Below are 19,653 nucleotides of genomic sequence, written 5' to 3' on the forward strand. Positions count from 1 at the left end.
CGGGCGGGGGCCCGCGCCGGGACGGGGCCGGGACGGGCGACGTACCGGGGCAGCGGGTGCGGCGCGGCAGCCGGGCGGGCTCCAGCCGCCCGGCTACCGCGCCCGCCCCTTGCGCCGGATCTTGATCTCCCGCAGGTCCGTCACCGCCACCCGCAGGATCCGGTGCGGATACCCGTGGGCCTCCAGCGCCGTGACGGCCCGCCGGGTCGCCTCCTCCTCGCCGTCGTCGGGGCCGGCGGGGAGCTGGCACCGGAAAGTGAAGGCCGACAGGCCCCGGTCGTAGGTGAAGGTGCCGGCCTCGGTGAAGGCGGCCCGGAACGCGTCCGCGTCGGCGAGCAGACCGGCCCGGTCCGCCTCGCTCAGCCCGTCGAAGGTTCCACGGATGGTCACTCGGAACACGGTCACTCCTCTCGTACGGCGAAGCCCAACAGGCGTTCGCCGAGCAGGTCCTCGCCGGCGTTCAGCAGGCGCAGCACCGCCGCGGCGATCGCGTCCGGGCCGGCGCCCGCCGAGGTGAGCCGGCCGATCTCGGCGAAGATCAGCGCGTGCAGGGCGCCGAGTTGCGCGGACACCACCCGGGGCACCGGGTCGTCCGCCCCGGCACCGGTCTCCTCGGCCAGGACGGCCGCGAGCGCGTCGGTCATCTGCCGGCCGAGCTCCTCCAGCCGGGCGGTGAGCGTGGGGGCGGCCCGCATCATGGCGTAGACCCGGCCGAACCCTTCGGTCAGGCCGAGGCTGCGGTCCCGGCGGTGCACCTCGTCGCGCAGCGTGCTCAGCACCGCACCGGCGGCGGACTCGCCGGGGGCGCGCTGCCGCACCATGTCGGCGAGCCGCTCCGGGGACGCCTGGTCCGGCGGCAGGACGAGGTCCTCCTTGGCCTGGAAGTAGTTGTAGACGGTGTTCACGGACACCTCCGCCGCCTCGGCGACCTCGGCGATCGTGACGTGCTCGAATCCACGCTCCACGAACAGGCCGACGGCCACCTCGGAGATGCGCTTCCGCGTCTGCCGCTTCTTGCGTTCCCGCAGCCCTTCGGTCATGGCCGGAAGTCTAACCGGACGCCAAAGTTTAAGTCCATTGCAAGTTTGCAGTGCGCTGTGCTTTTATCGTCGGCATGTCCTCACCTGCCATCCGGACCCGGGGCCTCACCCGGACGTTCCGGCTCAAGACCGGCCCCGTACCCGCGGTCCGGGGTCTCGACCTGACCGTCGACCGCGGCGAGATCCTCGGCTTCCTCGGCCGCAACGGCGCGGGCAAGACCACCACCGTGCGCATGCTCGCCACCCTCCTGCCGCCCACCGGCGGTGAAGCCGAGGTCGCCGGGCTCGACCTGCTCGGCGACCCCGCGGGCGTACGCCGCCGGATCGGCTACGTGGCCCAGTCCGGCGGCCTGGACCCCACCTGCACCGTGCGCGAGGAACTGACGACCCAGGGCAGGCTGCACCGGCTGTCCCGGCCCGTGGTGCGGCAGCGCACCGAGGAACTCGCCCGCGAACTGGACCTGCTGGCCCTGTTGGACCGGCCCACCGCCGCGCTCTCCGGCGGCCAGCGGCGCCGGGCCGAGATCGCTCTCGGCCTGGTCAACCGGCCCGAAGTGCTCTTCCTCGACGAGCCCACCACCGGACTCGACCCGCGCAGCCGCGCCGAACTCTGGGACCTGGTCCGGCGCATCCGCTCCGCCCACGGCGCCACGGTCTTCCTCACCACGCATTACCTGGACGAGGCCGACGCCCTCGCCGACCGCATCGTCGTCGTGGACGCCGGAGCCGTCGTCGCGGAGGGCACCTCCACCGACCTCAAGACCCGCTACGCGGGCGACCCCACCGCCACGCTCCAGGACGCCTTCCTGGCCATCACCGGCCGGACGGCGGCCGACGAGCCCGTCACTCTCTGACGCGGCACCTTCTGACGCGTCACCCGCTGTTCCGCGGCCCGCCCGCTGCGTCCGCAGCCCGTCCGCCACTTCCGCAGCCCATCCGCTGCCCTGAACCGTCCACCTGCCGGATCCGCGGTCCACCGCCGGATCCCGCAGCCGACCCGAGGTTCCCGTCATGACCCTGCTCGCCGACACCGGCATCGTCTTCGGCCGCTACCTGCGCGCCACGCTCCGCTCCCGGACCAGCCTCTTCTTCGGCATGCTCCAGCCGTTGCTCTTCCTCGCCCTGTTCGGACCGCTGCTGACCGAGGTCGACCTCGGCACCAGCGGCTCCTCCTGGCAGGCGTTCGTGCCCGGCGTGCTCGTCCAGCTCGCCCTGCTGGGCGGCTCCTACGTCGGCCTCGGGCTGCTGATGGACCGCAACCTCGGGGTGATCGACCGGATGCGCGTCACACCGGTGAGCCCCATGGCCCTGCTGCTCGGCCGCACCCTGCGCGACGTCGTCCAGCTCCTCGCACAGTCCGTACTCCTCGTGCTGATCGGCCTGGCGTTCGGCCTCCGCGCCCCGCTGCCCGGCGTCCTCATCGGCCTGCTCTTCGTCGCGGTGCTCGCGGCGGCGATGTCGGCCCTCTCCTACGGCCTGGCCATGAACATCCGGACGGCGCCGGAGTTCGCCGCCGTCGTCAACACGGCGGTGATGCCGGTCATGCTGCTCTCGGGCCTGCTGCTGCCGATGACCCTCGCCCCCGGCTGGCTGAACGGCGTCTCCCGGGCCGTGCCGCTCCGCTACACCGCCGACGCGGTGCGCCAGGCATTCCTCGGGCACTACGCCAACGGCACCGTGGCCGCCGGCGCCGCCGTCACCCTCGCCCTGGCCGCCGTCTGCCTGCTCGGCGGCGCGCGCCTCTTCGGCCGCGCCCGGGTCTGAAGCCGGGGCCTGAGTCCGGGGCCTCGGGTTCGGGTCTGAGTCCGGGCCCCGCACCCGTGGCTCACCCCACGGAAATCCGGAGGTTGTCGGGCAATCAGCCTCTAAAGGGACAACAGTTCGGTATGGCTCCTACCAGGGTGAATGCATGGCATTCGGTCCTGATGGGATCGGAATGGGTGGAACCGGGTGACAGTGACGGCCCGTCATGGGACCTTGGTGGCCGTCGGATCGACAACCGGAACGACACTGGGGAACCGGGGGGAAGCGCCATGCCCAAGGGGAAGTACGCCAAGAGCACGGAGGAAGCGGAAGCGGACCTCATCGCGTACTGCGCGTCGGTCGGGTTCGACCGCGAGTGGCTCAGCGCGGAAGCAGTGGAGCACGACGCTCGGCATCGCCTGCGACAAGGCGTACGGGTTCGAGCAGGCCCACAAGGTGATCGACAGCGATCAGATCGAGATCACCTCGACCGCCGCACGGGAGGCCCGGCAGCGCAAGCTGAGCGCCGACGCCGACGGGCTGCTGGCCGCGGTCAAGCAGGACAAGACACTGAAGACCACCCAGGTCCCGAAGATCCTCGAACTGTGCGCCGAGGCCTATGTGGGCGGGCAGCGGGTCAACCTGGGCCTGGGCGGCAAGCCCATGAGCAGCACCGCCTACGAGACCCTGCAGGGCCAGTGGGACAAGGCGGCGGGCTTCGCCTCCGGCGACGGTGCCTTCACCAACTTCCACAGCTTCGAGCCGCAGGACAAGGCCAAGGCGGGGAAGGGCAACGTCGGGGACACCCTCGACACCCGCGGCGTACAGGGCAACCTCCTGGTCAAGATCGCCGGGCGGACCTTCAACATGCACATCGACATCGCGGAGTAGGCACCCATCGCGGAGTAGGCACCCGACGGCCGCCCCCGCCCGCCTCCGGTTCCCCGTTCGGGGGCTGGGGCGCGGGCGGGGGCGGTCCGTGGTGTGAAGCCCCCCGATGTGAACGGTCCGTTGTCCTCCTGGCCCATACGCCCCGAGGACCTGGCCCGACGCCGCTTCGACCGGGCGATGTTCACCTGGCAGTGCAGCTGACTCCTGGGCCGGCCGTTCACCGCCTTCGTGCCGCGCGAGGGGGCGGCGGCCCCTGCGCGACCCGATGCGGCGAGCCGGACGAGCTCAGGTCCTGACTCACTTTCCGCGGAGCGGTTGCCGGGCGTCAGAGCTTCGGAGCCATGCGGTGGCGGTTCGGATGGGCACGAAGCCGAGGCGAGGTGAGTTCCAGAGCCCGGTTGTCACGTCCCTTGCGCATGTGGTTGAGCCAGCGGGTGGCGGTTCCTCCGCAGCGCTGTCTGCGATCGTTGGCGACTGCCCGTCAGATCTGCACCCCGGCATATCAGATGCCGCGGTCTGCACCGCGGCGTAACGTGTGACCCTGGCTACTGCCTATTACCTGGCCGTTGATGCGGCCCCAGTTTCGGGAGGGCTTGATGGTTGCGGACACAGTCATGACCTGGGTGGCGGGATGGGCCTTGTCCCGGCGGACGCCCCCGCCTGTCAGGAAGCCCTGGGGGCTCTATGTCGAGGTGGCCGGCAACCCCGACGAAGTGGGGCGCCATGTCCTGCCCGAGCCAGAGGAGTCGTCGGTGCGCAGCGCCGCGGCCTCGGTGTCCGTGCCGCGGACCTGGATGAAGATGCCCGCGGAGCCGGAGGAGCTCGAGTCCTGGCTGCCTCGGGGGTGGGTGATGGAGGAGACCGGCCACCTGATGGCCGTTGACCTGATGGCCACGGACCCGGTCGTGCCTGCGGGGTACACCGTGACCGTGGAGACCGTGGGAGCCGTCACCTGCGCTCGGGTGCTGGATGCGGCGGGCGAGCAGGCGGCCCAGGGGCAGATGGCATCCGTCGGGGAAGCCGTGGTCGTCGACCGGGTGGTGACCGAGGCGGCCCATCGGCGGCGCGGACTGGGCAACTTCGTGATGCGTACGCTCGCCGACCACGCCCTGGAGACGGGCGCGGTCCTCGGCGTTCTGGGCGCGACCGACGCCGGGCGCGCGCTGTACGAGACGCTGGGCTGGAAACGGCACGCGAAGCTGGCGGAGTGCAGCTACCGGCCCTGAAGCAGGAGCATCTGCCGTACGCGGGGGTGGCCGACTCCGCAGACACTTCGGGTCGGTGCCGTCATGCCGTGAGCACGGTATGACGGCGTTCCTCGGAACCTGAATGCGCAGGCCGACGAGGTCCTGGCCGAGGGGGCCGGTGATCTGCTGCGTCGGCCGCCCGTGACAGAACGAAGACGTCACGGAGGACCGCCTGTAACTCGGTGCGAGATACAAATACTTCAGACCGCACGTACCGCGCTCCGTCTGGGGGACCACCGTGAAGTACACCCGCATCGCCGCTCTCGCCGCCATCGGCGTCGCCGCCTCCCTCTCGCTCACCGCCTGTGGCGGCGATGACTCCGGGAAGGACTCGACCTCCAAGGGCTCCTCTTCCTCGCCCTCGGAAGGCGGCTCGCAGGCGGAGAGCGGCGCGGACTCCGACAGCTCGAAGTCGGAGGCCGGCGACGCGAAGCCGGGTTCCGGACAGGACACCGAGGCCCGCGCCGGCGCCGCGAACGGCGCGACGGAGGCCGGCGGCAAGGTCAAGTTCTGCAAGACGCAGGACCTGGCCATCGACGCCAGGGACGCCGCGACCGACGAGTCCTCCGGCAGGATCGACATCACCATGATCAACCGGGGTTCGGCCACCTGCTCGGCGACGGGCTTCGCGGGCGTCGACATCAAGGACGCCGACAACACCTCGAACCCCATCGAGCGCGGCCACGCCCAGCCGCGTATCTTCACCCTGAAGCCCGGCGACGCCGCTGTCTTCAACCTCGCCTACGACATCGACAGCACCGGCGACAGTCTCGCGCACCCGACCAACATCCTGGTGACGCCCCCCAACGAGACCCACACCGTGAGCCTGAAGTGGCCCGCGGGCGCGGGAGAGATCAAGGGCGCCTACACCGATGTCCAGGTCTACCCCACGCACACGACCAAGTAGGAGTCGCGGCAGGCCCGGTGGCCACTGAGCCTGAACTCGTGAAGTCGTCGGAGTGAGGGACTGGCCGGTGCCGGCGAGGCAGCCGTCGATGAGGTCGCTGCGGTATTGGATGGTGCGCAGACCACGCCGGATGGTCTGGATGAGGTGGTCGGGGCTGGGGAAGGCGACGTTGCTGAGCCACCCGCGCCTTTAGCCGGGCGAATTGGGCCTCGCTCAGGGTCCGGAGGCGAGGCCGATCCGGCCGAGCGCAAGGCCCGCGGGCCGCCCTTGGCCCATGCCCGACGCCACCGCTGCACCGCCCGGACGCCGACCCGCAGATCCTCGCGATCACCGAGCACGGCTCGCCAAGAACGGGAGGCCGGATGTGCGGTCAGATGGGGAGCGGAAGGGGTTCCACTTCCAGGAAGCGCTGCCGGCCGCGGCCCCGGTACTCCAGGACCTCCCAGCCGAGGGGGCGCAGGACCTCGGCGCACCGCTTCAGCTCGGCCTGCTGGTGCTGCGCCGCGCCGCTGCCCGGCGGGCCGAGCCATTCCACGCGGACCGTGCCCGGCGCGTCGGTCTCGCCGACGCCGTACCCGACAGCGGTACGGCGGCCGTCGGGGCCGGTCGCCGAGGGCGGGATACCCGCGGCCTCCAGAGCGAGAGCCACGGCCTGGACGGGCCGGTGCCGTTCCCATGGGGCGGGAAGCGCGTGAGGCTCCGCGGCTCCGGTGTTCATCACGGCCCGGATCTGTAGCAACCCTGCGAAGGCGGTGCGCACCTGGGCTGCGCGGGCCTCGGCGTTGCCGGTGTGTGCGGCTCCGTTGCCGCTGACGGCCTCGAAGTGACGGTGCTGTTCGCCGCCGCTGTCGTGCATCCCGTCACCTCCTCGTTCCGGTTCCGGTGCCCCGGTCCCTCCCTGGACCCGGCCCCGGCCCCGGTTCCTTCCCGCTCCCGGTCCCGGTCCCTTCCCGCTCCCGCTCCCGGTCCCGCTTCCGTTCCCGGACCGGACGCGCCGTGTTGTCGGACTCCCGCCGGTCATGACGGCTGCGGTGCCCGGACGCGGTCCGTTGGTGATCACATGGGGCTCGGCCGGCCGGCCGTGTTCATTCCGCGTCGCTTTCCGCGGTCCGTCGTGCGACAAGGGCCTCCAGGCCGTCCATGAGGCGCTCGAGTCCGAAGCCGAAGTGGTCGAAATCCTGGGAGAACGTGTCCTCGGACAGGGTGGCCATATGCGGGAACTGTCCGCTCTGCATGGCCCGTTCCAGGAACGGCCGCTGCCCCTCCCAGAACTCCTCGTGGCTCACGCCGGTCTCCTCGGCGGCCTGCGCCGACTGGATCTCCATCCGGGCGATGCCCGTGGCGAAGCTCTGCACCGCGATGATCACCGAGATCGTCTCGGGGCCGCTCAGGCCCATGCTCCGGAGGCCGGTCAGGCAGAGTTCCAGCCCGCGCAGGGTGCTGGGGCCGAGGGCGGACCGGGCCTCGTTGACCTCGATCAGCCAAGTGTGCCGGTGGAAGAGCTCCCGATGGCTGCGGGCCAGGAGGCCGACGGTCGCGCGCCAGTCGGCGGCCCGTGGCGGATCCGCGGCGAGGGACTCGGCCTGGACGCGGTCGAGCATCAGGTCGAGCAGCTCGGCCTTGCCGGGGACGTACCGGTACAGCGACATCGTGCCGACGCCGAGTTCGGTGGAGACGCGGCGCATGGAGACGGCCGCCAGGCCCTCCGCGTCGGCGACCTCGACGGCGGCGGTGACGATCCGGTCGAGGCTGAGGCCCGGTTTGGGGCCGCGGCTGGGGCGTTCGCCGGTGCCCCACAGGAGTTCGAGGCTGCTGCTCGTCATGGGCTCACTCTATGCCTTCGCCCCAAAATCGAGTACACCGTACGCTGAAAGGGGTACGGTGTACTCAGTTTCTCGAAGGGGTGACGGACATGAACGGACGGCAGGAGTACGCGGTATGGGCCGACGGCCTGCGGAAGCGCTACGGAGAGACCTGCGCCCTCGACGGTTTCGACCTGGCGGTGCGCCGGGGCACGGTGCACGGACTGCTCGGCCCCAACGGCGCGGGCAAGACCACCGCGGTCCGGATCCTGGCGACCCTGGTCAGGCTGGACGGCGGCCGGGTCACCGTCGCGGGGGTCGATCCTGCGCGCGACCCGCAGGGAGTGCGGCGGCGCATCGGTCTCACCGGGCAGTACGCCGCCGTGGACGAGAGCCTCACCGGGCGGCAGAACCTGGAAGTGTTCGGGAGGCTCTTCCGTCTCGGCGGCCGACGCGCCGGGCACCGGGCCGGCCAACTGCTCGAGGAGTTCGGCCTCACGGAGGCCGCCGACAAAGGAGTGGCCGAGTACAGCGGCGGGATGCGGCGCCGGCTCGACCTCGCCGTGTCGATGATCCTGACCCCCGAGGTGCTCTTCCTCGACGAACCGACGACCGGACTCGACCCGCGGGCCCGGGGCGAAGTCTGGGACACCGTAAGGACCTTGGTCGCAGGCGGCACGACCGTACTGCTGACCACGCAGTACCTGGACGAGGCCGACCGGCTCGCCGGGCACATCACCGTGATGGACCGGGGGAGGGCCATCGCCGACGACACCCCCGGCGGACTGAAGAACACGGTGGGCGGCGACCGCATCGAGGTCGTCACGGCCCACGCCCGCGACCTGAGGCGGGTGGCCGCGGTGATCGCCCGCGTCGCCGCCCCCGGCGCCGAGCCCGAAACGGTCGAGAGGGAGCGCCGGGTGCACGCACCCGTCGACGACCGGGTGGCCGCGCTGACGGAGGTCGCGCGGACCCTGCGTGACGAGGGTGTTCAGGTCGAGGACCTCGGACTGCGCAGGCCGAGTCTCGACGATGTCTTCCTGCGCCTGACCGGACACCGCACGGAGGCTGCCCGATGACCACTGCTGCCGAACCGGCCGTCCCCCGGGCGGAGAGTCTGTACGAGCGGAGCCGCTGGGCGCTCGTCGACTGCGGGAACGTCGTACGCCGCGGCATGCTGCACTACCGCCGTCAGCCGGTCGCGATTCTCTGGCGACTCGGCTTCCCCATCGTCTCCGTGCTGCTGTACGGCTTCGTCTTCGGCGGCGCCATGCAGGTGCCGGACGGCGGCGACTACCGGCCGTTCCTGATGCCGGGGATGTTCGCCACGACCATGGTGTTCGGCTTCATGAGCACCGCGATGGCCGTGGTGGCGGACTCGGCCAAGGGGGTCACCGATCGCTTCAGATCCATGCCGATGGCCCCTTCGGCGGTGGCGTCGGGCCAGGGGGTGGCCGATCTGGTCGTGGCCGCCGCGGAACTCGCCATCCTCGCCGCCACCGCCCTCGCGATCGGCTGGCGCTCCGACGGCGGGCTCGCGGCGACGGCCGCGGCCTTCGGGCTGCTGCTGCTCCTGCGCTTCAGTCTGATCTGGGTGGGGGTGTGGTGCGGCCTCGTGGTGCCCGACGCGGAGGCGGCGGGCGGCCTGTACGCCGTGGTCTTCCCCCTCACCATGATCTCCAGCGTCTATGTGGCGCCTTCGCTGATGCCGGGCTGGCTGGCACCCGTAGCGGCCTGGAACCCCGTCTCGTCCACCGTCGCCGCAACCCGCGAGCTCTTCGGGAACCCGGGCGCCGGGGGCGACACGTGGGTCGAGCAGCACGCGCTGCTCATGGCAGTGGTGTGGCCACTGGTGATCACGGCGGTCTTCCTGCCGCTGGCGGTGCGGCAGTTCCAGCGGCTGAGCCGGTGAGATGACCGGGCCTGGGGTCCGGGGGCCGGTGTCCGGGGGCCGGGCTTCGGGCTTCGCGCTCGGAGTGCGTGGCTCCGGGCCGCGGGCTTCGGGCCCCGGCTCCGGGTTCCCGGCAGGGTTCCTGGCAGGGTTCCTGGCTCTGGCCCCCGGCTTCGGGCTCGTGGCTCCGGGGGTCCGGCTCCTGGCTCCGGCCCGGATCCGATGCATACGTGCCGCCACTGAACGCTGCGCCGGCCGCCTCCGTACTGCAGGGAAGCGCGCCGTGCCAGCCGCCTCTCCCGCGACAACGTCAGCACCTGTGTCGAGGGAGGCACCACCATGTACCACCACCGTCGCGATGCCCAGCCGAAGGGCAAAACGCGCACGATCGTCATCACGTCGGCCGTCGCTGCCGCGGCGCTCGTCGGCCTCTCCGTGTTCGCTGTGCAGCAGAGCGACGCGAGCGAGACCTCCGCGGACGGAACCGTGGGCGTCGGCAGCGCCTCACCGCACGGTGCGGGCCACGGGGCCGGGACGGAGGCGGGCTCCGCGGCAGGGCGGGCGGCGTCGGGGCCGCAGCCCGTCACGCAGGTCGACAAGACGTTCCTGGTCAAGGTGCGCCAGGCGGGGCTGTGGGAGATCCCGGCCGGTCGACTGGCGCAGACCCACGGCGAGAGCGAGGCGGTGAAGCGGGCCGGGCTGCATCTGCTCGACGGGCACAGCAAGTTGGACCAACTGGTCCGGGAGGACGCCGAGATCCTGGGCGTGGGGCTGCCCGAGGAGGCCTCCGCCGAGCAGCGGGGCTGGGTCGACCAGCTCAAGAAGGCACAGGGGGCGGAGTTCGACCGGCTGTTCGCGAATCTGCTCCGCGCGTCCCACGGCAAGATCTTCGCCACCATCGCCGAGGTGCGGGCGGCGACCCAGAACGACCTGATCCGCCGTCATGCCCGGCAGGCGAACACCACCGTCATGGACCACATGGAGGTCCTGGAGGACACCGGCCTGGTGAGCGAATCCACCTTCAAGGAGGTCGAGAAGGCCGTCGCCCCGAGGCCGGAGTAGACGACGGCGCTCGGACCGTTCCGGAGCGCGCTGCTGACGGGTACTCGGCAGTCGCCCTCTCTCTTCGGCTGCCCCACCTCTGGACTTTTGCACTGTGCAATGATGGGGTGGTGAGGGCTCGCCGGACAGGCGAGTTCGGGGAGGGCGCGGCACTGGCACGGTGCGCCGCCGTTCCGGCACTGGCCGGGCATCTCTCGCGGGGCCGTTCGCCGCATGTGGCCTACGGCGCCACCCTGTTCGGAGCAGGACTTGTCCGTGGAGAAGCGACGCGGCTCCGGATCGTGACGGCCGTCCTTGTCCCTCTACGGCCAGGCCCGTTCGGTCGCGTGCCAGGGCATCTCGATCGCATGCCGGGGCGCCGGACGAGGTGCCCGAGCAGCGTCTGCGCAAGGGCGGAGCATCGGGTAGAAAAGAGGGCATGGCCGATGCAGAACGCCCCGCACAGGACCTCGACGATCTTGCACGGGACCTCGACGATGTGGACGCCGTCACGCAAGCGGTGATGACGGCGTCCCGGCTGCTCGTCGCCATGTCGGCCCGGTCGCTCGCGGCCGTTGAGGACCGGCTGACGCTCCCGCAGTTCCGGCTGCTCGTCGTGCTCGCGACGCACGGCGCGGCGAAGCTCGTCGTCCTGGCCGAGAGCCTGGGGGTCAACCCGTCCACCGCCATGCGCATGATGGACCGGCTCATCGCGGCGGGGCTGGCCGACCGCCAGGTCAATCCGAGCAACCGGCGGGAGAGCCTGTTGCGACTGACCGGGGAAGGGCGAACGGTCGTCGACCAGGTCATGACCAGGCGGCGCGACGAGATCGCGCGGACCATCGCGCGCATGGTTCCCGCTCAACGGGCGGCCCTCGTCGACGCCTTGACGGCCTTCACCGGCGCCGGCGACGAGCCCGCCATCCGCGATTCGGGGCGTGACCTGTATCCCCTCGGCTGGTCGGTCGAGCGGGGTTGAGGTAGCGGTCCTGCAGGGCCCTCCGCAGTCCGGTTCCGCTTCCAGGGTTCTTGCGGCCGTGCGCGTACCTGACCGCGGCCGTCGGCACTGCGGGATGCCGGGTTCGCGACGGGATGGGGACGCGGTGCGCGGTGCGCGGGGACGTGAGAAACGCGGGGACGCGAGAACGTGGGGACGCGAGAACGCGGGGGCGCGGAGGCGGGCACCGAGGAGCAGCGGGACGCGGCGCACCGGTCTCGTCAGTCCTGCGGAGTCCCCGGCTGTCGCCGCTGTTCGAGCGTGGTGACCCACTGGGCGACGACGGTGTCGATGAACGTATCGGTCACCTGATCACGGTCGAAGAAGAGGCGGGCGAGGACCGGCCCGTAGAGCAGGGTGTGCTCGGTGTCGTCGATCTGGATCCCTGACGGCTCCAGCAGCCGGTTCAGGGCCGCGCGGCGGTCCTGGCCGATGCGCGTCAGGGCCTGGGCGCTGTCGGGGTCGTGGTCGGCCTGGGCGGTGACGGCCAGCACCGCGGTGCGGATGGCCGGTTCGCTGATGCCGTCGCGCAGGCTCTTCAGCCAGTCGGTGGCCACGACGCGTACGTCGTCGCCCGGCTCGGGGTAGGTGCCGAGGTCGGGGCCCTCCAGGATCAGATCGAAGAGCAGCGCGGCCCGGTTGGGCCAGTGGCGGTAGAGGGTCTGGCGGGTGACGTCGGCGCGCTCGGCCAGCAGTGCGTACGTCAGCCCGGCCGGTCCGGCCTGGGGCAGCAGATCGCGTGCGACGGACAGCACGCGGGTGCGGGTGCGCTGGACGCGCGGGTTGCTCGGGGTCGGCCGGCGGCGGTGGAGGGGCTCCTGCATGGGCCCATCCTAGCGAAGAATCATACGTATCGTGTGATTCAAGCCACATCGCCGATTGCTCGGCCCGCATCAATCATCCGGCTCGCATGGATCGCCCGGCGCGTGTGAATCATCCAGCCTGTGTGAATCATCCAGTGTGTGTGATAGAACGGAATCACACGCACTGGATGATTCGCATCGGTGCGGCTCTCGATCCCAGGAAGTGCCTGATGTCCACTGCCATGACCTACTCCGAGTACGGCGGACCCGACGTCCTCACCCCGTCCCGGGTCGCCACCCCCGAACCGGGCCCCGGCCAGGTCCGCATCCGCGTGCGGGCGGCCGCCGTTAACCCCATCGACCTGCGGATACGCGCCGGGATGATGCAGGGCGTCTTCCCGGTCGACTTCCCGGCGGTCCCCGGCTGGGACGTGGCCGGTGTCGTCGACCGCGTCGGCGAGGGCGCCACCGCGTCGGTCGGTGACGAGGTCTTCGGCGTCGCCTCCGTCGGCGGCTACAGCCAGTACGCCCTCCTCGACCGGCCCGTCGCCAAGCCCGCGGAGGTGTCCTTCGAGACCGCGGCCGCGGTGGTGACGGTCGGCGAGGCCGCCTGGCGGGCGATCGAGCACCTCGGCGTGCGGCCGGGGCGGACGCTGCTCGTCCACGGCGCCGGCGGCAGCGTGGGCGCCATCGCCGTACAGGTGGCGGCCGCCCGTGGTGTCACCGTGATCGGCACCACCGCCGAGCAGGACATCGAGCGGGTGACCGGCCTCGGCGCCGTCGCCGTGCGCTACGGCGACGGCTGGGCGGAACGGGTCCGGTCCGCCGCCCCGGACGGTGTGGACGCCGTGTTCGACACCTCCGGCGCGGGCGTCCTCGCCGACTCCGTCGCCCTGACCGGCGACGCGGACCGGGTGATCACCATTGCCGACCCGTCCTTCGCCGAGCACGGCGTGCGGTTCACCGGCATGGACCCGGCCGACCGTTTCCCCGAGGCCCTGCCGCGACTGGCCGGTCTGATCGCCGCCGGCCGTCTCGACGTGCCCGTGGGGCACACCTACCCGCTCGCCGAGGCCGCCCGCGCCCACGCCGACATCGAGGCCCGCCTGAGCCGGGGCAAGGTCGTCCTCCTGCCCTGACCCGGGCCGTCGCCTGCCCCACCCGAGCCGCCCACCTCGGCCGAGCCCGTGCACCTCAGCCCGTGCACCTCAGTCCGTGAATGCCCGGCCCGTGAACGCTCAGTCCGTGAACGCTCAGCCCGTGGGCCCGGCCGCGCGCCCGGCCGGCCTGCGCCGAACACACCACCACTGCCGCCCTGACCGGCAACAACCTCTAGGAGCACCACATGAAGGCCGCCCAGATCACCGGTTACGGCAACGCGCCGGCCGTCCTGCGGATCAACGACGTCGACCGCCCCGCCCCCGGCCCGGGTCAGGTGCTGGTGGCGGTCGAGGCATCCAGTGTGAACGGGCTCGACACCATCGTTCGCGCGGGAGGACTGCGGATCGTGACCGGACGCCGGTTCCCGATCGGTGTGGGACTGGACTTCGCCGGTTTCGTCGCCGCGACCGGTGCCGATGTCCGTGACCACCGGGTGGGGGACCGCGTGTGGGGCACCGTGCCCCCGCTCAAGCGGCGCACCGCCGGCCCGGCGGCCGAGTACGTCCTGGTCGGCGCGGACCGCGTCGGGCCCGCCCCGGCGGGCATCTCCTCGGTGGAGGCGGCCTCCCTCGTCGTCGCCGGGGCCACCGCGCTCACCGCGCTGCGCGACACCCTGCGCCTCACCAGCGGCGAACGGCTCCTGGTCCGCGGTGCCGCCGGCGGAGTCGGCACGGCGGCCGTGCAGCTGGCCCACGCGATGGGGTGCCATGTCACCGCGCTGGCCCGCCCCCGTCATGCCGAGGCGCTGCGCGCCCTGGGAGCCGGCGAGGTCTTCGACTACGGCGCCACCGCACCGGACGGGATCGGCCCCTTCGACGTCGTCCTGGACACCGTCGGCTCCGAACTGCACGGCTACCGGCGCCGGCTGACCCGCGACGGCAGGATGGCCACCATCGCCCTGTCCGCCTCCTCCGTGGCCGCGATCGCCGCCTCGACCGTGCACGGCTCCCGCCGCATCCGCACGCTGAGCTCCGACCCCGACGCGGCGGTGCTGCGCGCCCTGGCCGGCCATGTGGCCTCCGGCGGGCTGCGGCCCGTGGTCGACAGCGTGTATCCGCTGACCGACATCGCCGCGGCGCACCAGGCGTTCGAACGCGGCGGTGTGGTGGGCAAGCAGGTGGTGGCGGTGTCCGCGTCGTGACCGGGGCGCGGGGCGAAGTGCCCTCCTTATGTCGCAGCCGCAGCCGCAGCCGTCGCCGTTCGCCCGCGCGACGGTTCTCGATCAGGCCCTGCCCGAGGGCGGGTACGGCGCCGCCGTACCCGCCCAGAGGGTTCTGCTCTTCGGTCACCTTCGCCCGTGTGACGTCAGCAATGGCACGCGGCTCGCGTCGGACGGCTCAGAGTCAACCCTCGCCTGCGCGGGACCACGGAGGACGGCCTGCCCCAGCTCCGAGCCGGGGCTTGCGGGAGGGGGCTTCTCGATGGTGGTCCACAGAATCGAGGACGGCTGTCTTGTCAGCGTCTTCGAAAGACCACAGCTCCGATCACGCGGCCATGACGCGGTCTCCCTCGGGCGGGCTGCTGCCCACATCGCCGCCCTTTGCGTCGAACGTCTGCATCGAACGTTCCTGAAGACCCCGAATCTCACCTTCGTCGCTTCAGGGCCAGTGCCACTCGTGGGGGCTCGTCGTGCAGCAGACGGCCGACCAGTGCACCGCCGAACACGACGACGCCGACGCCGACAAGCCAGGACTGGAGGACCAACACGGTTCCGAAGGGCCCGTAGGAGACAGCGTTGGAAGCGATCAGCGGGGAGAAGATGAGCCGGGAGAAGACCCTCAGCCCCAGCAGCCCGATGACGGTAGCCACCGCGCCGGGCAACAGGGCGCGCCAACCGATCCGCCCCCCGAGCAGCATCCGCTGCGACCACCAGAAGAAGAGGACGGCACTCAGACCTGCGGCAAAGGCGCCGATCAGGGACCCTCGCCACAATCTCCCCGTCGCGGACGCGAAGAGATACACCATGAGTACGGTGAGCCACGCCAAGTGACGCCACCTGGCATACCACCGGGCCGGGGCCAGATCCCAGACCTTCTCGTAGCCTGTCTGCACTGCCGCCCCGAAGGTCAGGCCGAAGACTGCGAGTGAGGCAAGGCCGAACGCAGTAGTGGTGCGCAATGCCTGGCCGGGCCGGGCGAAGAGTTCCTCGACCTCTCCTCTGGAGGCCTTCGACACGCCGAGCCCCTCCCCCAGCCACTGAGCGAAACCCCGCCCGTGCTCAGGGTCGGCCGCGGAGACAACGATCAGTAGCGGAACCAGGGTGAGGAACCCGAGCGCCGCAAAGCCCAGCGAACGCGACCCCATCTCAAGATCGCGGAACCGCCTCCATAGGCGCATGGCCAGCGACTTGCGGATTGCGCGGCGCATGCGTCCGAACAGGGAACCGTCCGTGATGCTGGAAGACTTCATCGGCAGTCCTGTCGACTGCCGGGCCGATGACGCCGCCGTGCACGGCGCAACCGGAGACAGCCTCGTCACCCGCGGCGGAGAGCAGTGTGACACCTACGCGACACGGCGGCCATCCGAGCCGTGAGCGGCCTGTTCGGGGTGCCGCCCTCCGAGGTCCGGGATGCCGGGATCACCGGGAGTCGGAAGGCGGGTCCTCTGGATTGATGCCGGTACGCGCAGAAGGGTGCCTGCTGCCGCTGGGACGCTGGGAGCGGCCCTGGGGGCCGGTGTCCTGCATGTCCTTCCTGCCGAGCCTGTCGGCCTGCTTCTCACCGCGGCGAGTTTCGCCCTTCGTGTCGGTGACCTTCTGGGTCTCCTCTTTGGAGACAGTCCTGCCGGGGCCGCTCTTCGCTGCGTGCTCGTCGGGATGGAAGGAACGGTGCGCGCTGGGGTTGTCCTTTTGGCCGGCCTCATCCACGTCCGGTGACCAGCCGTGCTGGTCCCTGCCCTTGTGGCGGCTCGGCCCCTCTCCAGGCCGGGGCTCGGAGGACTTCTCGTGCTTCGACATGGCAGGGTCCGCCTTTCACATATCCGCGAGGGCGCTGTGCGGCCCGCCCTTTTGAGGGTAGTCGAATCACCCTATTCACGTCCTTATCGGATATCACGGACATGGCGGCCAAGTGGCCCGGCCCGACTTTGCCGGACCTTCGAGCGGGGCGGAGCGCCAGGCGCAGTGGCCCGGGTGCCGCCGGGGTCGTACACGCCTAGCGTGGGCGGGACAGGCGCCGCCGCGGGAGAGGAACCGTTCCATGACGGTTGCAGAGAGCCCCCTGCACGATCGGACCGCGGTCGTGACCGGAGCGGCGCGCGGCCTGGGCGAGGCGGTGGCCCGGGACCTGGCCGGTCGGGGAGCGAAGGTGGCGCTGCTCGGCAGGGAGGAGAGGACGCTCGCCCGGGTCAGGGACTCCCTGCCGGGGGTGTCCGCATGCTGGGAGGTCGATGTCACGGACGACCGGGGTATGGCCCGGGCAGGTGCCGAGATCCGTGCGCAGCTCGGGCGGCCTTCCGTGGTGGTCGCCAACGCGGGCGTGGCCGAGGGCGGCCCGTTCGACCGGTCCGATCCCGCGGTCTGGCGTCGGGTCGTCGAGGTGAACCTCATCGGCGCCGCCGCCACCGCCCGCACGTTTCTGGTGGATCTGTTCGATACTGGCGGCTTTTTCCTTCAGGTCGCCTCGCTTGCGTCCCTCGGCGCGGCACCGATGATGAGCGCCTACTGCGCGTCGAAGGCGGGGGTCGAGTCGTTCGCCCACGCGTTGCGGGCGGAGGTGGCCCACCGGCATGTCGGTGTGGGGATCGCCTACATCAACTGGACGGACACCGACATGGTCCGCGACGCCGACGAGTACGCGGTGCTGCGGGAGCTCCGTGGCCACATGCCGGCACCGGCGCGCAAGGTGTACCCCGTCACCTACGTGGCCGACCGGCTGGTCACCGCGATCGAACGGCGCCGCCCATCGGTCTATGTGCCCCGCTGGCTGCGGTCGGTCCAGATCGCGCGGGCCGCGATGCCGCCTGTGGTCACCATGCTGTCGCGACGTGAACTGCCTCGTCTCGCCGCTGCGGAGCCTTTCAGGGCCACCGGCATGCTCGGCCCCGGTGGCCGAGCCGACCGGGCCGCCGGAACCGGTTCCCCGCCCGGCTGAACGGATGGTCACGGACGGGTGGCACATCCATCGATACCCCCAGGTGTGAAGTGTCTTGTAGGGGCCGGTGGGGGCGGTCGTCGCTGGCAAACCGGTTCAGCAGTAGAGGCACGTGCACGGAGGAAAGGACTGGATGACCGACAGTGCGCATCCACGTCGCCCCTTAATCAGTGATCCATTCCACCCGCAGGTGGGATCGGCTGGACCACATGGGTGCCATCCAGTCTCCGTCACCCAGCTCAGCGGGTGTGATGGGGAGGCGGCCTCTCGACCGCCTCAGCGGGCAGCATCCTGGGCACTGCTGGAGGCGTCGGAGCTGCATGCGAAGCAGAGTGCGACTGAGCGCGCCCGGCCGTCGGGAGCGTCGGCGCTCGACGAAGGAGTGCATGTGGCGACGCCCCCCTCTGGTGGCCCGGACCGCGAACACCACGATGTCCACGGCGCTGACCATGGTGGTGACGGTCACCGGCGCCTGAACGTCAGCAGTGGCGGCGCGGTTAGCCCACCCCGTGACGGTGAGGGTGGCGTCGGCGGGGATGCCGGCCGTGCATCCCGGGCCTCTTGGTCGCTGTGATCGTCATGCTGCTGCCCTGGGCCGCCCCCAACGTCAAGCGGCGAGTCCGGCGGGTGATGCCCGGCGGTGTCCTGACCGTGGTGATCTGGCTCATCGCCTCCGCGCCGTTCGCCCTCTGCATCGCCGACTTCAGCAGTTACAACAAGACCTACAGCGCCTTCGCCACCCCTGTCGTCGCGCTGATCTGGCTGTGGTTCACCAACATCGCGATCCTCCTCGGGCTGGAGTTCAACGGCGAACTCGAACGCGGACATGCCCCGGGCGACGAGCCCTACGCCGAGCCCCGCGACACCCGCAAGCTCTGATGACGGCCGACACCTCGGCTCACCCCTCTCCCGGCAGCGACTTCGCCCGGCTGTCACGCAGAGTGGCTGAAGCCGGCCTGATGCGCCGCTGCCACGGCTACTACGTCATCCGGATCGCCGCGGTGGCCACCCTGTACGCAGTCGGCTGGGTCGCCTTCGTGCTCGTGGGCGACAGCTGGTGGACTCTGGTGATCGCTGTCTTCATGGCGCTGCTCTTCGGACAGGTCGCCCTGGTCGCCCACGACGTCGCTCACCGACAGGTCTTCCGCCGGCGCAGGGCCAGTGAAATCTGTGGACGCATCGCCGGCGCGGCGATCGGGATGAGCTATGGGTGGTGGCAGGACAAGCACACCCGCCACCACACGCATCCCAACCACGAGGGTCTCGACCCCGATATTGCGCCCGACCTGCTGGTCTGGACGCGCGATCAGGCTCGCGCCGCGACCGGGCTGCCCCGCCTGATCGGCCGCTGGCAGGCATTCCTGTTCTTCCCCCTGCTCACGCTGGAAGCCTTCAACCTGCACGCTTCCGGGCTGCGGGCTCTGACCAACCGCCGTCTCAAACACCGCACGCTGGACGGCGTCCTGCTGAGCACGCACGTGACCGCCTATCTCGCGGCGCTTTTCCTGGTCCTGCCGCCGGGCATGGCGACCGCCTTCCTCGCCGTCCACCAAGGACTGTTCGGGGTCTATGTCGGCTCGGTCTTCGCCCCCAATCACAAAGGCATGCCCATCGTCACCGGCAAGGACCCGCTCGACTACCTTCGCCGCCAGGTGCTCACCGCACGCAACGTTCGGGGCGGGTGGCTGACCGACTTGGTGATGGGCGGTTTGAACCGGCAGATCGAACACCATCTCTTCCCCAGCATGCCCAGCCCTCACTTGCGCAAGGCACAGCCCCTCGTCCGCGACTACTGTCACGAAGTGGGCGTGGACTATGCGGAGACCAGCCTGACCGCCTCATGGCGGCAAGCTCTCACCAGCCTCCACCGCGCCGGAGCACCCCTGCGACGCGGCCCATCACCGGATCTCAAGGATTCTGGGCAGTAGCCGGCGCCCACCTCGGTGTGATGCCGCCCGAAAGCGCAGCGCGTCTCCGGACACGTACAGACGGTAGCCGGCCGGGCCACCCGTAGGGCTCATGGAGAGGGAGTGCGGGCA

Annotated in this window: 22 protein-coding genes and 1 pseudogene; 15 read left to right on the forward strand and 8 right to left on the reverse strand. The window is 71.1% G+C overall.

Annotated features, from left to right (window positions below; all coding sequences use genetic code 11):
• Positions 1-93: 93 nt before the first annotated feature.
• Both ABT112_RS26285 and ABT112_RS26290 read right to left on the reverse strand, forming a co-directional pair.
• Positions 94-390 carry a DUF6204 family protein gene (locus ABT112_RS26285; protein WP_351513598.1) on the reverse strand — a complete coding sequence of 99 codons (297 nt, stop codon included), beginning with the start codon at positions 388-390 and terminating at the stop codon, positions 94-96.
• A gap of 11 nt (positions 391-401) precedes the next feature.
• Positions 402-1,040: a TetR/AcrR family transcriptional regulator gene (locus ABT112_RS26290; protein ID WP_351513600.1), complete on the reverse strand. Its 639-nt coding sequence runs from the start codon at positions 1,038-1,040 to the stop codon at positions 402-404.
• Between the two features lie 74 nt (positions 1,041-1,114).
• Here ABT112_RS26290 and ABT112_RS26295 point away from each other — a divergent pair, with 74 nt between their 5' ends.
• The 4 genes from ABT112_RS26295 to ABT112_RS35430 all read left to right on the forward strand — a co-directional run bounded on the left by ABT112_RS26295 (position 1,115) and on the right by ABT112_RS35430 (position 3,875).
• Complete coding sequence (locus tag ABT112_RS26295) at positions 1,115-1,894, forward strand: ABC transporter ATP-binding protein (RefSeq protein WP_351513602.1); 780 nt, start codon at positions 1,115-1,117, stop codon at positions 1,892-1,894.
• Between the two features lie 157 nt (positions 1,895-2,051).
• Positions 2,052-2,804, forward strand: a complete 753-nt coding sequence (locus ABT112_RS26300; protein WP_351513603.1) for an ABC transporter permease — start codon at positions 2,052-2,054, stop codon at positions 2,802-2,804.
• A 435-nt stretch (positions 2,805-3,239) separates the two neighbouring features.
• Complete coding sequence (locus tag ABT112_RS26305; RefSeq protein WP_351513605.1) at positions 3,240-3,674, forward strand: hypothetical protein; 435 nt, start codon at positions 3,240-3,242, stop codon at positions 3,672-3,674.
• Between the two features lie 108 nt (positions 3,675-3,782).
• Positions 3,783-3,875 carry a DUF1963 domain-containing protein gene (locus ABT112_RS35430; RefSeq protein WP_502975450.1) on the forward strand — a complete coding sequence of 31 codons (93 nt, stop codon included), beginning with the start codon at positions 3,783-3,785 and terminating at the stop codon, positions 3,873-3,875.
• 124 nt (positions 3,876-3,999) lie between these two features.
• On the opposite strand, the pseudogene ABT112_RS26310 reads toward ABT112_RS35430, so the two are convergent.
• Positions 4,000-4,107: pseudogene (locus ABT112_RS26310) on the reverse strand (SMI1/KNR4 family protein); the annotation flags it as partial.
• 163 nt (positions 4,108-4,270) lie between these two features.
• Here ABT112_RS26310 and ABT112_RS26315 point away from each other — a divergent pair.
• Positions 4,271-4,900 (forward strand): GNAT family N-acetyltransferase, encoded by a 630-nt coding sequence (locus ABT112_RS26315; RefSeq protein ID WP_351513607.1) that lies wholly within the window; start codon positions 4,271-4,273, stop codon positions 4,898-4,900.
• A gap of 259 nt (positions 4,901-5,159) precedes the next feature.
• Positions 5,160-5,828 (forward strand): DUF4232 domain-containing protein, encoded by a 669-nt coding sequence (locus ABT112_RS26320; protein ID WP_351513609.1) that lies wholly within the window; start codon positions 5,160-5,162, stop codon positions 5,826-5,828.
• Positions 5,829-6,198: 370 nt separating this feature from the next.
• Here the strand turns inward: ABT112_RS26320 and ABT112_RS26330 are convergent, their stop codons facing one another.
• On the reverse strand, positions 6,199-6,684 hold the full coding sequence (locus ABT112_RS26330; protein WP_351513610.1) for a hypothetical protein: 486 nt from the start codon (positions 6,682-6,684) through the stop codon (positions 6,199-6,201).
• 229 nt (positions 6,685-6,913) lie between these two features.
• Complete coding sequence (locus ABT112_RS26335) at positions 6,914-7,651, reverse strand: TetR/AcrR family transcriptional regulator (RefSeq protein ID WP_351513612.1); 738 nt, start codon at positions 7,649-7,651, stop codon at positions 6,914-6,916.
• An 89-nt stretch (positions 7,652-7,740) separates the two neighbouring features.
• Between ABT112_RS26335 and ABT112_RS26340 the strand changes: the two genes are divergently transcribed.
• The 4 genes from ABT112_RS26340 (at position 7,741) to ABT112_RS26355 (ending at position 11,541) form a co-directional block, all read left to right on the forward strand.
• The gene (locus tag ABT112_RS26340) at positions 7,741-8,709 is read left to right on the forward strand and encodes an ATP-binding cassette domain-containing protein (protein WP_351513614.1); all 969 of its coding nucleotides are present in this window, start codon (positions 7,741-7,743) and stop codon (positions 8,707-8,709) included.
• Positions 8,706-9,542: an ABC transporter permease gene (locus tag ABT112_RS26345; RefSeq protein WP_351513616.1), complete on the forward strand. Its 837-nt coding sequence runs from the start codon at positions 8,706-8,708 to the stop codon at positions 9,540-9,542. Before ABT112_RS26340 ends, ABT112_RS26345 begins: the two co-directional genes overlap by 4 nt.
• Positions 9,543-9,860: 318 nt before the next feature.
• On the forward strand, positions 9,861-10,583 hold the full coding sequence (locus ABT112_RS26350; protein ID WP_351513618.1) for a DUF4142 domain-containing protein: 723 nt from the start codon (positions 9,861-9,863) through the stop codon (positions 10,581-10,583).
• A 418-nt stretch (positions 10,584-11,001) separates the two neighbouring features.
• Positions 11,002-11,541, forward strand: a complete 540-nt coding sequence (locus ABT112_RS26355) for a MarR family winged helix-turn-helix transcriptional regulator (protein ID WP_351513620.1) — start codon at positions 11,002-11,004, stop codon at positions 11,539-11,541.
• Positions 11,542-11,780: 239 nt separating this feature from the next.
• On the opposite strand, the gene ABT112_RS26360 is transcribed toward ABT112_RS26355, so the two are convergent.
• The gene (locus ABT112_RS26360) at positions 11,781-12,383 is read right to left on the reverse strand and encodes a TetR/AcrR family transcriptional regulator (protein ID WP_351513622.1); all 603 of its coding nucleotides are present in this window, start codon (positions 12,381-12,383) and stop codon (positions 11,781-11,783) included.
• 209 nt (positions 12,384-12,592) lie between these two features.
• Here ABT112_RS26360 and ABT112_RS26365 point away from each other — a divergent pair, with 209 nt between their 5' ends.
• Both ABT112_RS26365 and ABT112_RS26370 read left to right on the forward strand, forming a co-directional pair.
• Positions 12,593-13,501 (forward strand): NADP-dependent oxidoreductase, encoded by a 909-nt coding sequence (locus ABT112_RS26365; RefSeq protein WP_351513623.1) that lies wholly within the window; start codon positions 12,593-12,595, stop codon positions 13,499-13,501.
• A gap of 206 nt (positions 13,502-13,707) precedes the next feature.
• On the forward strand, positions 13,708-14,664 hold the full coding sequence (locus ABT112_RS26370) for an NAD(P)-dependent alcohol dehydrogenase (RefSeq protein WP_351513625.1): 957 nt from the start codon (positions 13,708-13,710) through the stop codon (positions 14,662-14,664).
• Positions 14,665-15,107: 443 nt separating this feature from the next.
• Here ABT112_RS26370 and ABT112_RS26375 read toward each other — a convergent pair whose 3' ends face one another.
• Positions 15,108-15,932, reverse strand: a complete 825-nt coding sequence (locus ABT112_RS26375; RefSeq protein ID WP_502975451.1) for a YhjD/YihY/BrkB family envelope integrity protein — start codon at positions 15,930-15,932, stop codon at positions 15,108-15,110.
• A 169-nt stretch (positions 15,933-16,101) separates the two neighbouring features.
• The gene (locus ABT112_RS26380; protein ID WP_351513627.1) at positions 16,102-16,479 is read right to left on the reverse strand and encodes a hypothetical protein; all 378 of its coding nucleotides are present in this window, start codon (positions 16,477-16,479) and stop codon (positions 16,102-16,104) included.
• A 241-nt stretch (positions 16,480-16,720) separates the two neighbouring features.
• Between ABT112_RS26380 and ABT112_RS26385 the strand changes: the two genes are divergently transcribed.
• The 3 genes from ABT112_RS26385 (at position 16,721) to ABT112_RS26395 (ending at position 19,542) form a co-directional block, all read left to right on the forward strand.
• Positions 16,721-17,614, forward strand: a complete 894-nt coding sequence (locus ABT112_RS26385; protein WP_351513629.1) for an SDR family oxidoreductase — start codon at positions 16,721-16,723, stop codon at positions 17,612-17,614.
• 570 nt (positions 17,615-18,184) lie between these two features.
• Positions 18,185-18,493 (forward strand): YihY/virulence factor BrkB family protein, encoded by a 309-nt coding sequence (locus tag ABT112_RS26390; protein ID WP_502975452.1) that lies wholly within the window; start codon positions 18,185-18,187, stop codon positions 18,491-18,493.
• Positions 18,493-19,542, forward strand: coding sequence for a fatty acid desaturase family protein (locus ABT112_RS26395; RefSeq protein WP_351513633.1), 1,050 nt, complete (start codon positions 18,493-18,495; stop codon positions 19,540-19,542). Before ABT112_RS26390 ends, ABT112_RS26395 begins: the two co-directional genes overlap by 1 nt.
• The last annotated feature ends 111 nt before the right edge of the window (positions 19,543-19,653 follow it).

This window comes from Streptomyces sp. NPDC002055, assembly GCF_040296705.1.
Taxonomy (GTDB): domain Bacteria; phylum Actinomycetota; class Actinomycetes; order Streptomycetales; family Streptomycetaceae; genus Streptomyces.

Coding starts and splice junctions, on each gene's coding strand:
- ABT112_RS26290 (WP_351513600.1), bottom strand. CDS start 1,040: ATGACCGAAGGGCTGCGGGAACGCAAGAAGCGGCAGACGCGGAAGCGC.
- ABT112_RS26355 (WP_351513620.1), top strand. CDS start 11,002: ATGGCCGATGCAGAACGCCCCGCACAGGACCTCGACGATCTTGCACGG.
- ABT112_RS26340 (WP_351513614.1), top strand. CDS start 7,741: ATGAACGGACGGCAGGAGTACGCGGTATGGGCCGACGGCCTGCGGAAG.
- ABT112_RS26385 (WP_351513629.1), top strand. CDS start 16,721: ATGACGGTTGCAGAGAGCCCCCTGCACGATCGGACCGCGGTCGTGACC.
- ABT112_RS26300 (WP_351513603.1), top strand. CDS start 2,052: ATGACCCTGCTCGCCGACACCGGCATCGTCTTCGGCCGCTACCTGCGC.
- ABT112_RS26395 (WP_351513633.1), top strand. CDS start 18,493: ATGACGGCCGACACCTCGGCTCACCCCTCTCCCGGCAGCGACTTCGCC.
- ABT112_RS26295 (WP_351513602.1), top strand. CDS start 1,115: ATGTCCTCACCTGCCATCCGGACCCGGGGCCTCACCCGGACGTTCCGG.
- ABT112_RS26330 (WP_351513610.1), bottom strand. CDS start 6,684: ATGCACGACAGCGGCGGCGAACAGCACCGTCACTTCGAGGCCGTCAGC.
- ABT112_RS26350 (WP_351513618.1), top strand. CDS start 9,861: ATGTACCACCACCGTCGCGATGCCCAGCCGAAGGGCAAAACGCGCACG.
- ABT112_RS26315 (WP_351513607.1), top strand. CDS start 4,271: ATGGTTGCGGACACAGTCATGACCTGGGTGGCGGGATGGGCCTTGTCC.
- ABT112_RS26335 (WP_351513612.1), bottom strand. CDS start 7,651: ATGACGAGCAGCAGCCTCGAACTCCTGTGGGGCACCGGCGAACGCCCC.
- ABT112_RS26375 (WP_502975451.1), bottom strand. CDS start 15,932: ATGAAGTCTTCCAGCATCACGGACGGTTCCCTGTTCGGACGCATGCGC.
- ABT112_RS26380 (WP_351513627.1), bottom strand. CDS start 16,479: ATGTCGAAGCACGAGAAGTCCTCCGAGCCCCGGCCTGGAGAGGGGCCG.
- ABT112_RS26360 (WP_351513622.1), bottom strand. CDS start 12,383: ATGCAGGAGCCCCTCCACCGCCGCCGGCCGACCCCGAGCAACCCGCGC.
- ABT112_RS26345 (WP_351513616.1), top strand. CDS start 8,706: ATGACCACTGCTGCCGAACCGGCCGTCCCCCGGGCGGAGAGTCTGTAC.
- ABT112_RS26370 (WP_351513625.1), top strand. CDS start 13,708: ATGAAGGCCGCCCAGATCACCGGTTACGGCAACGCGCCGGCCGTCCTG.
- ABT112_RS26365 (WP_351513623.1), top strand. CDS start 12,593: ATGTCCACTGCCATGACCTACTCCGAGTACGGCGGACCCGACGTCCTC.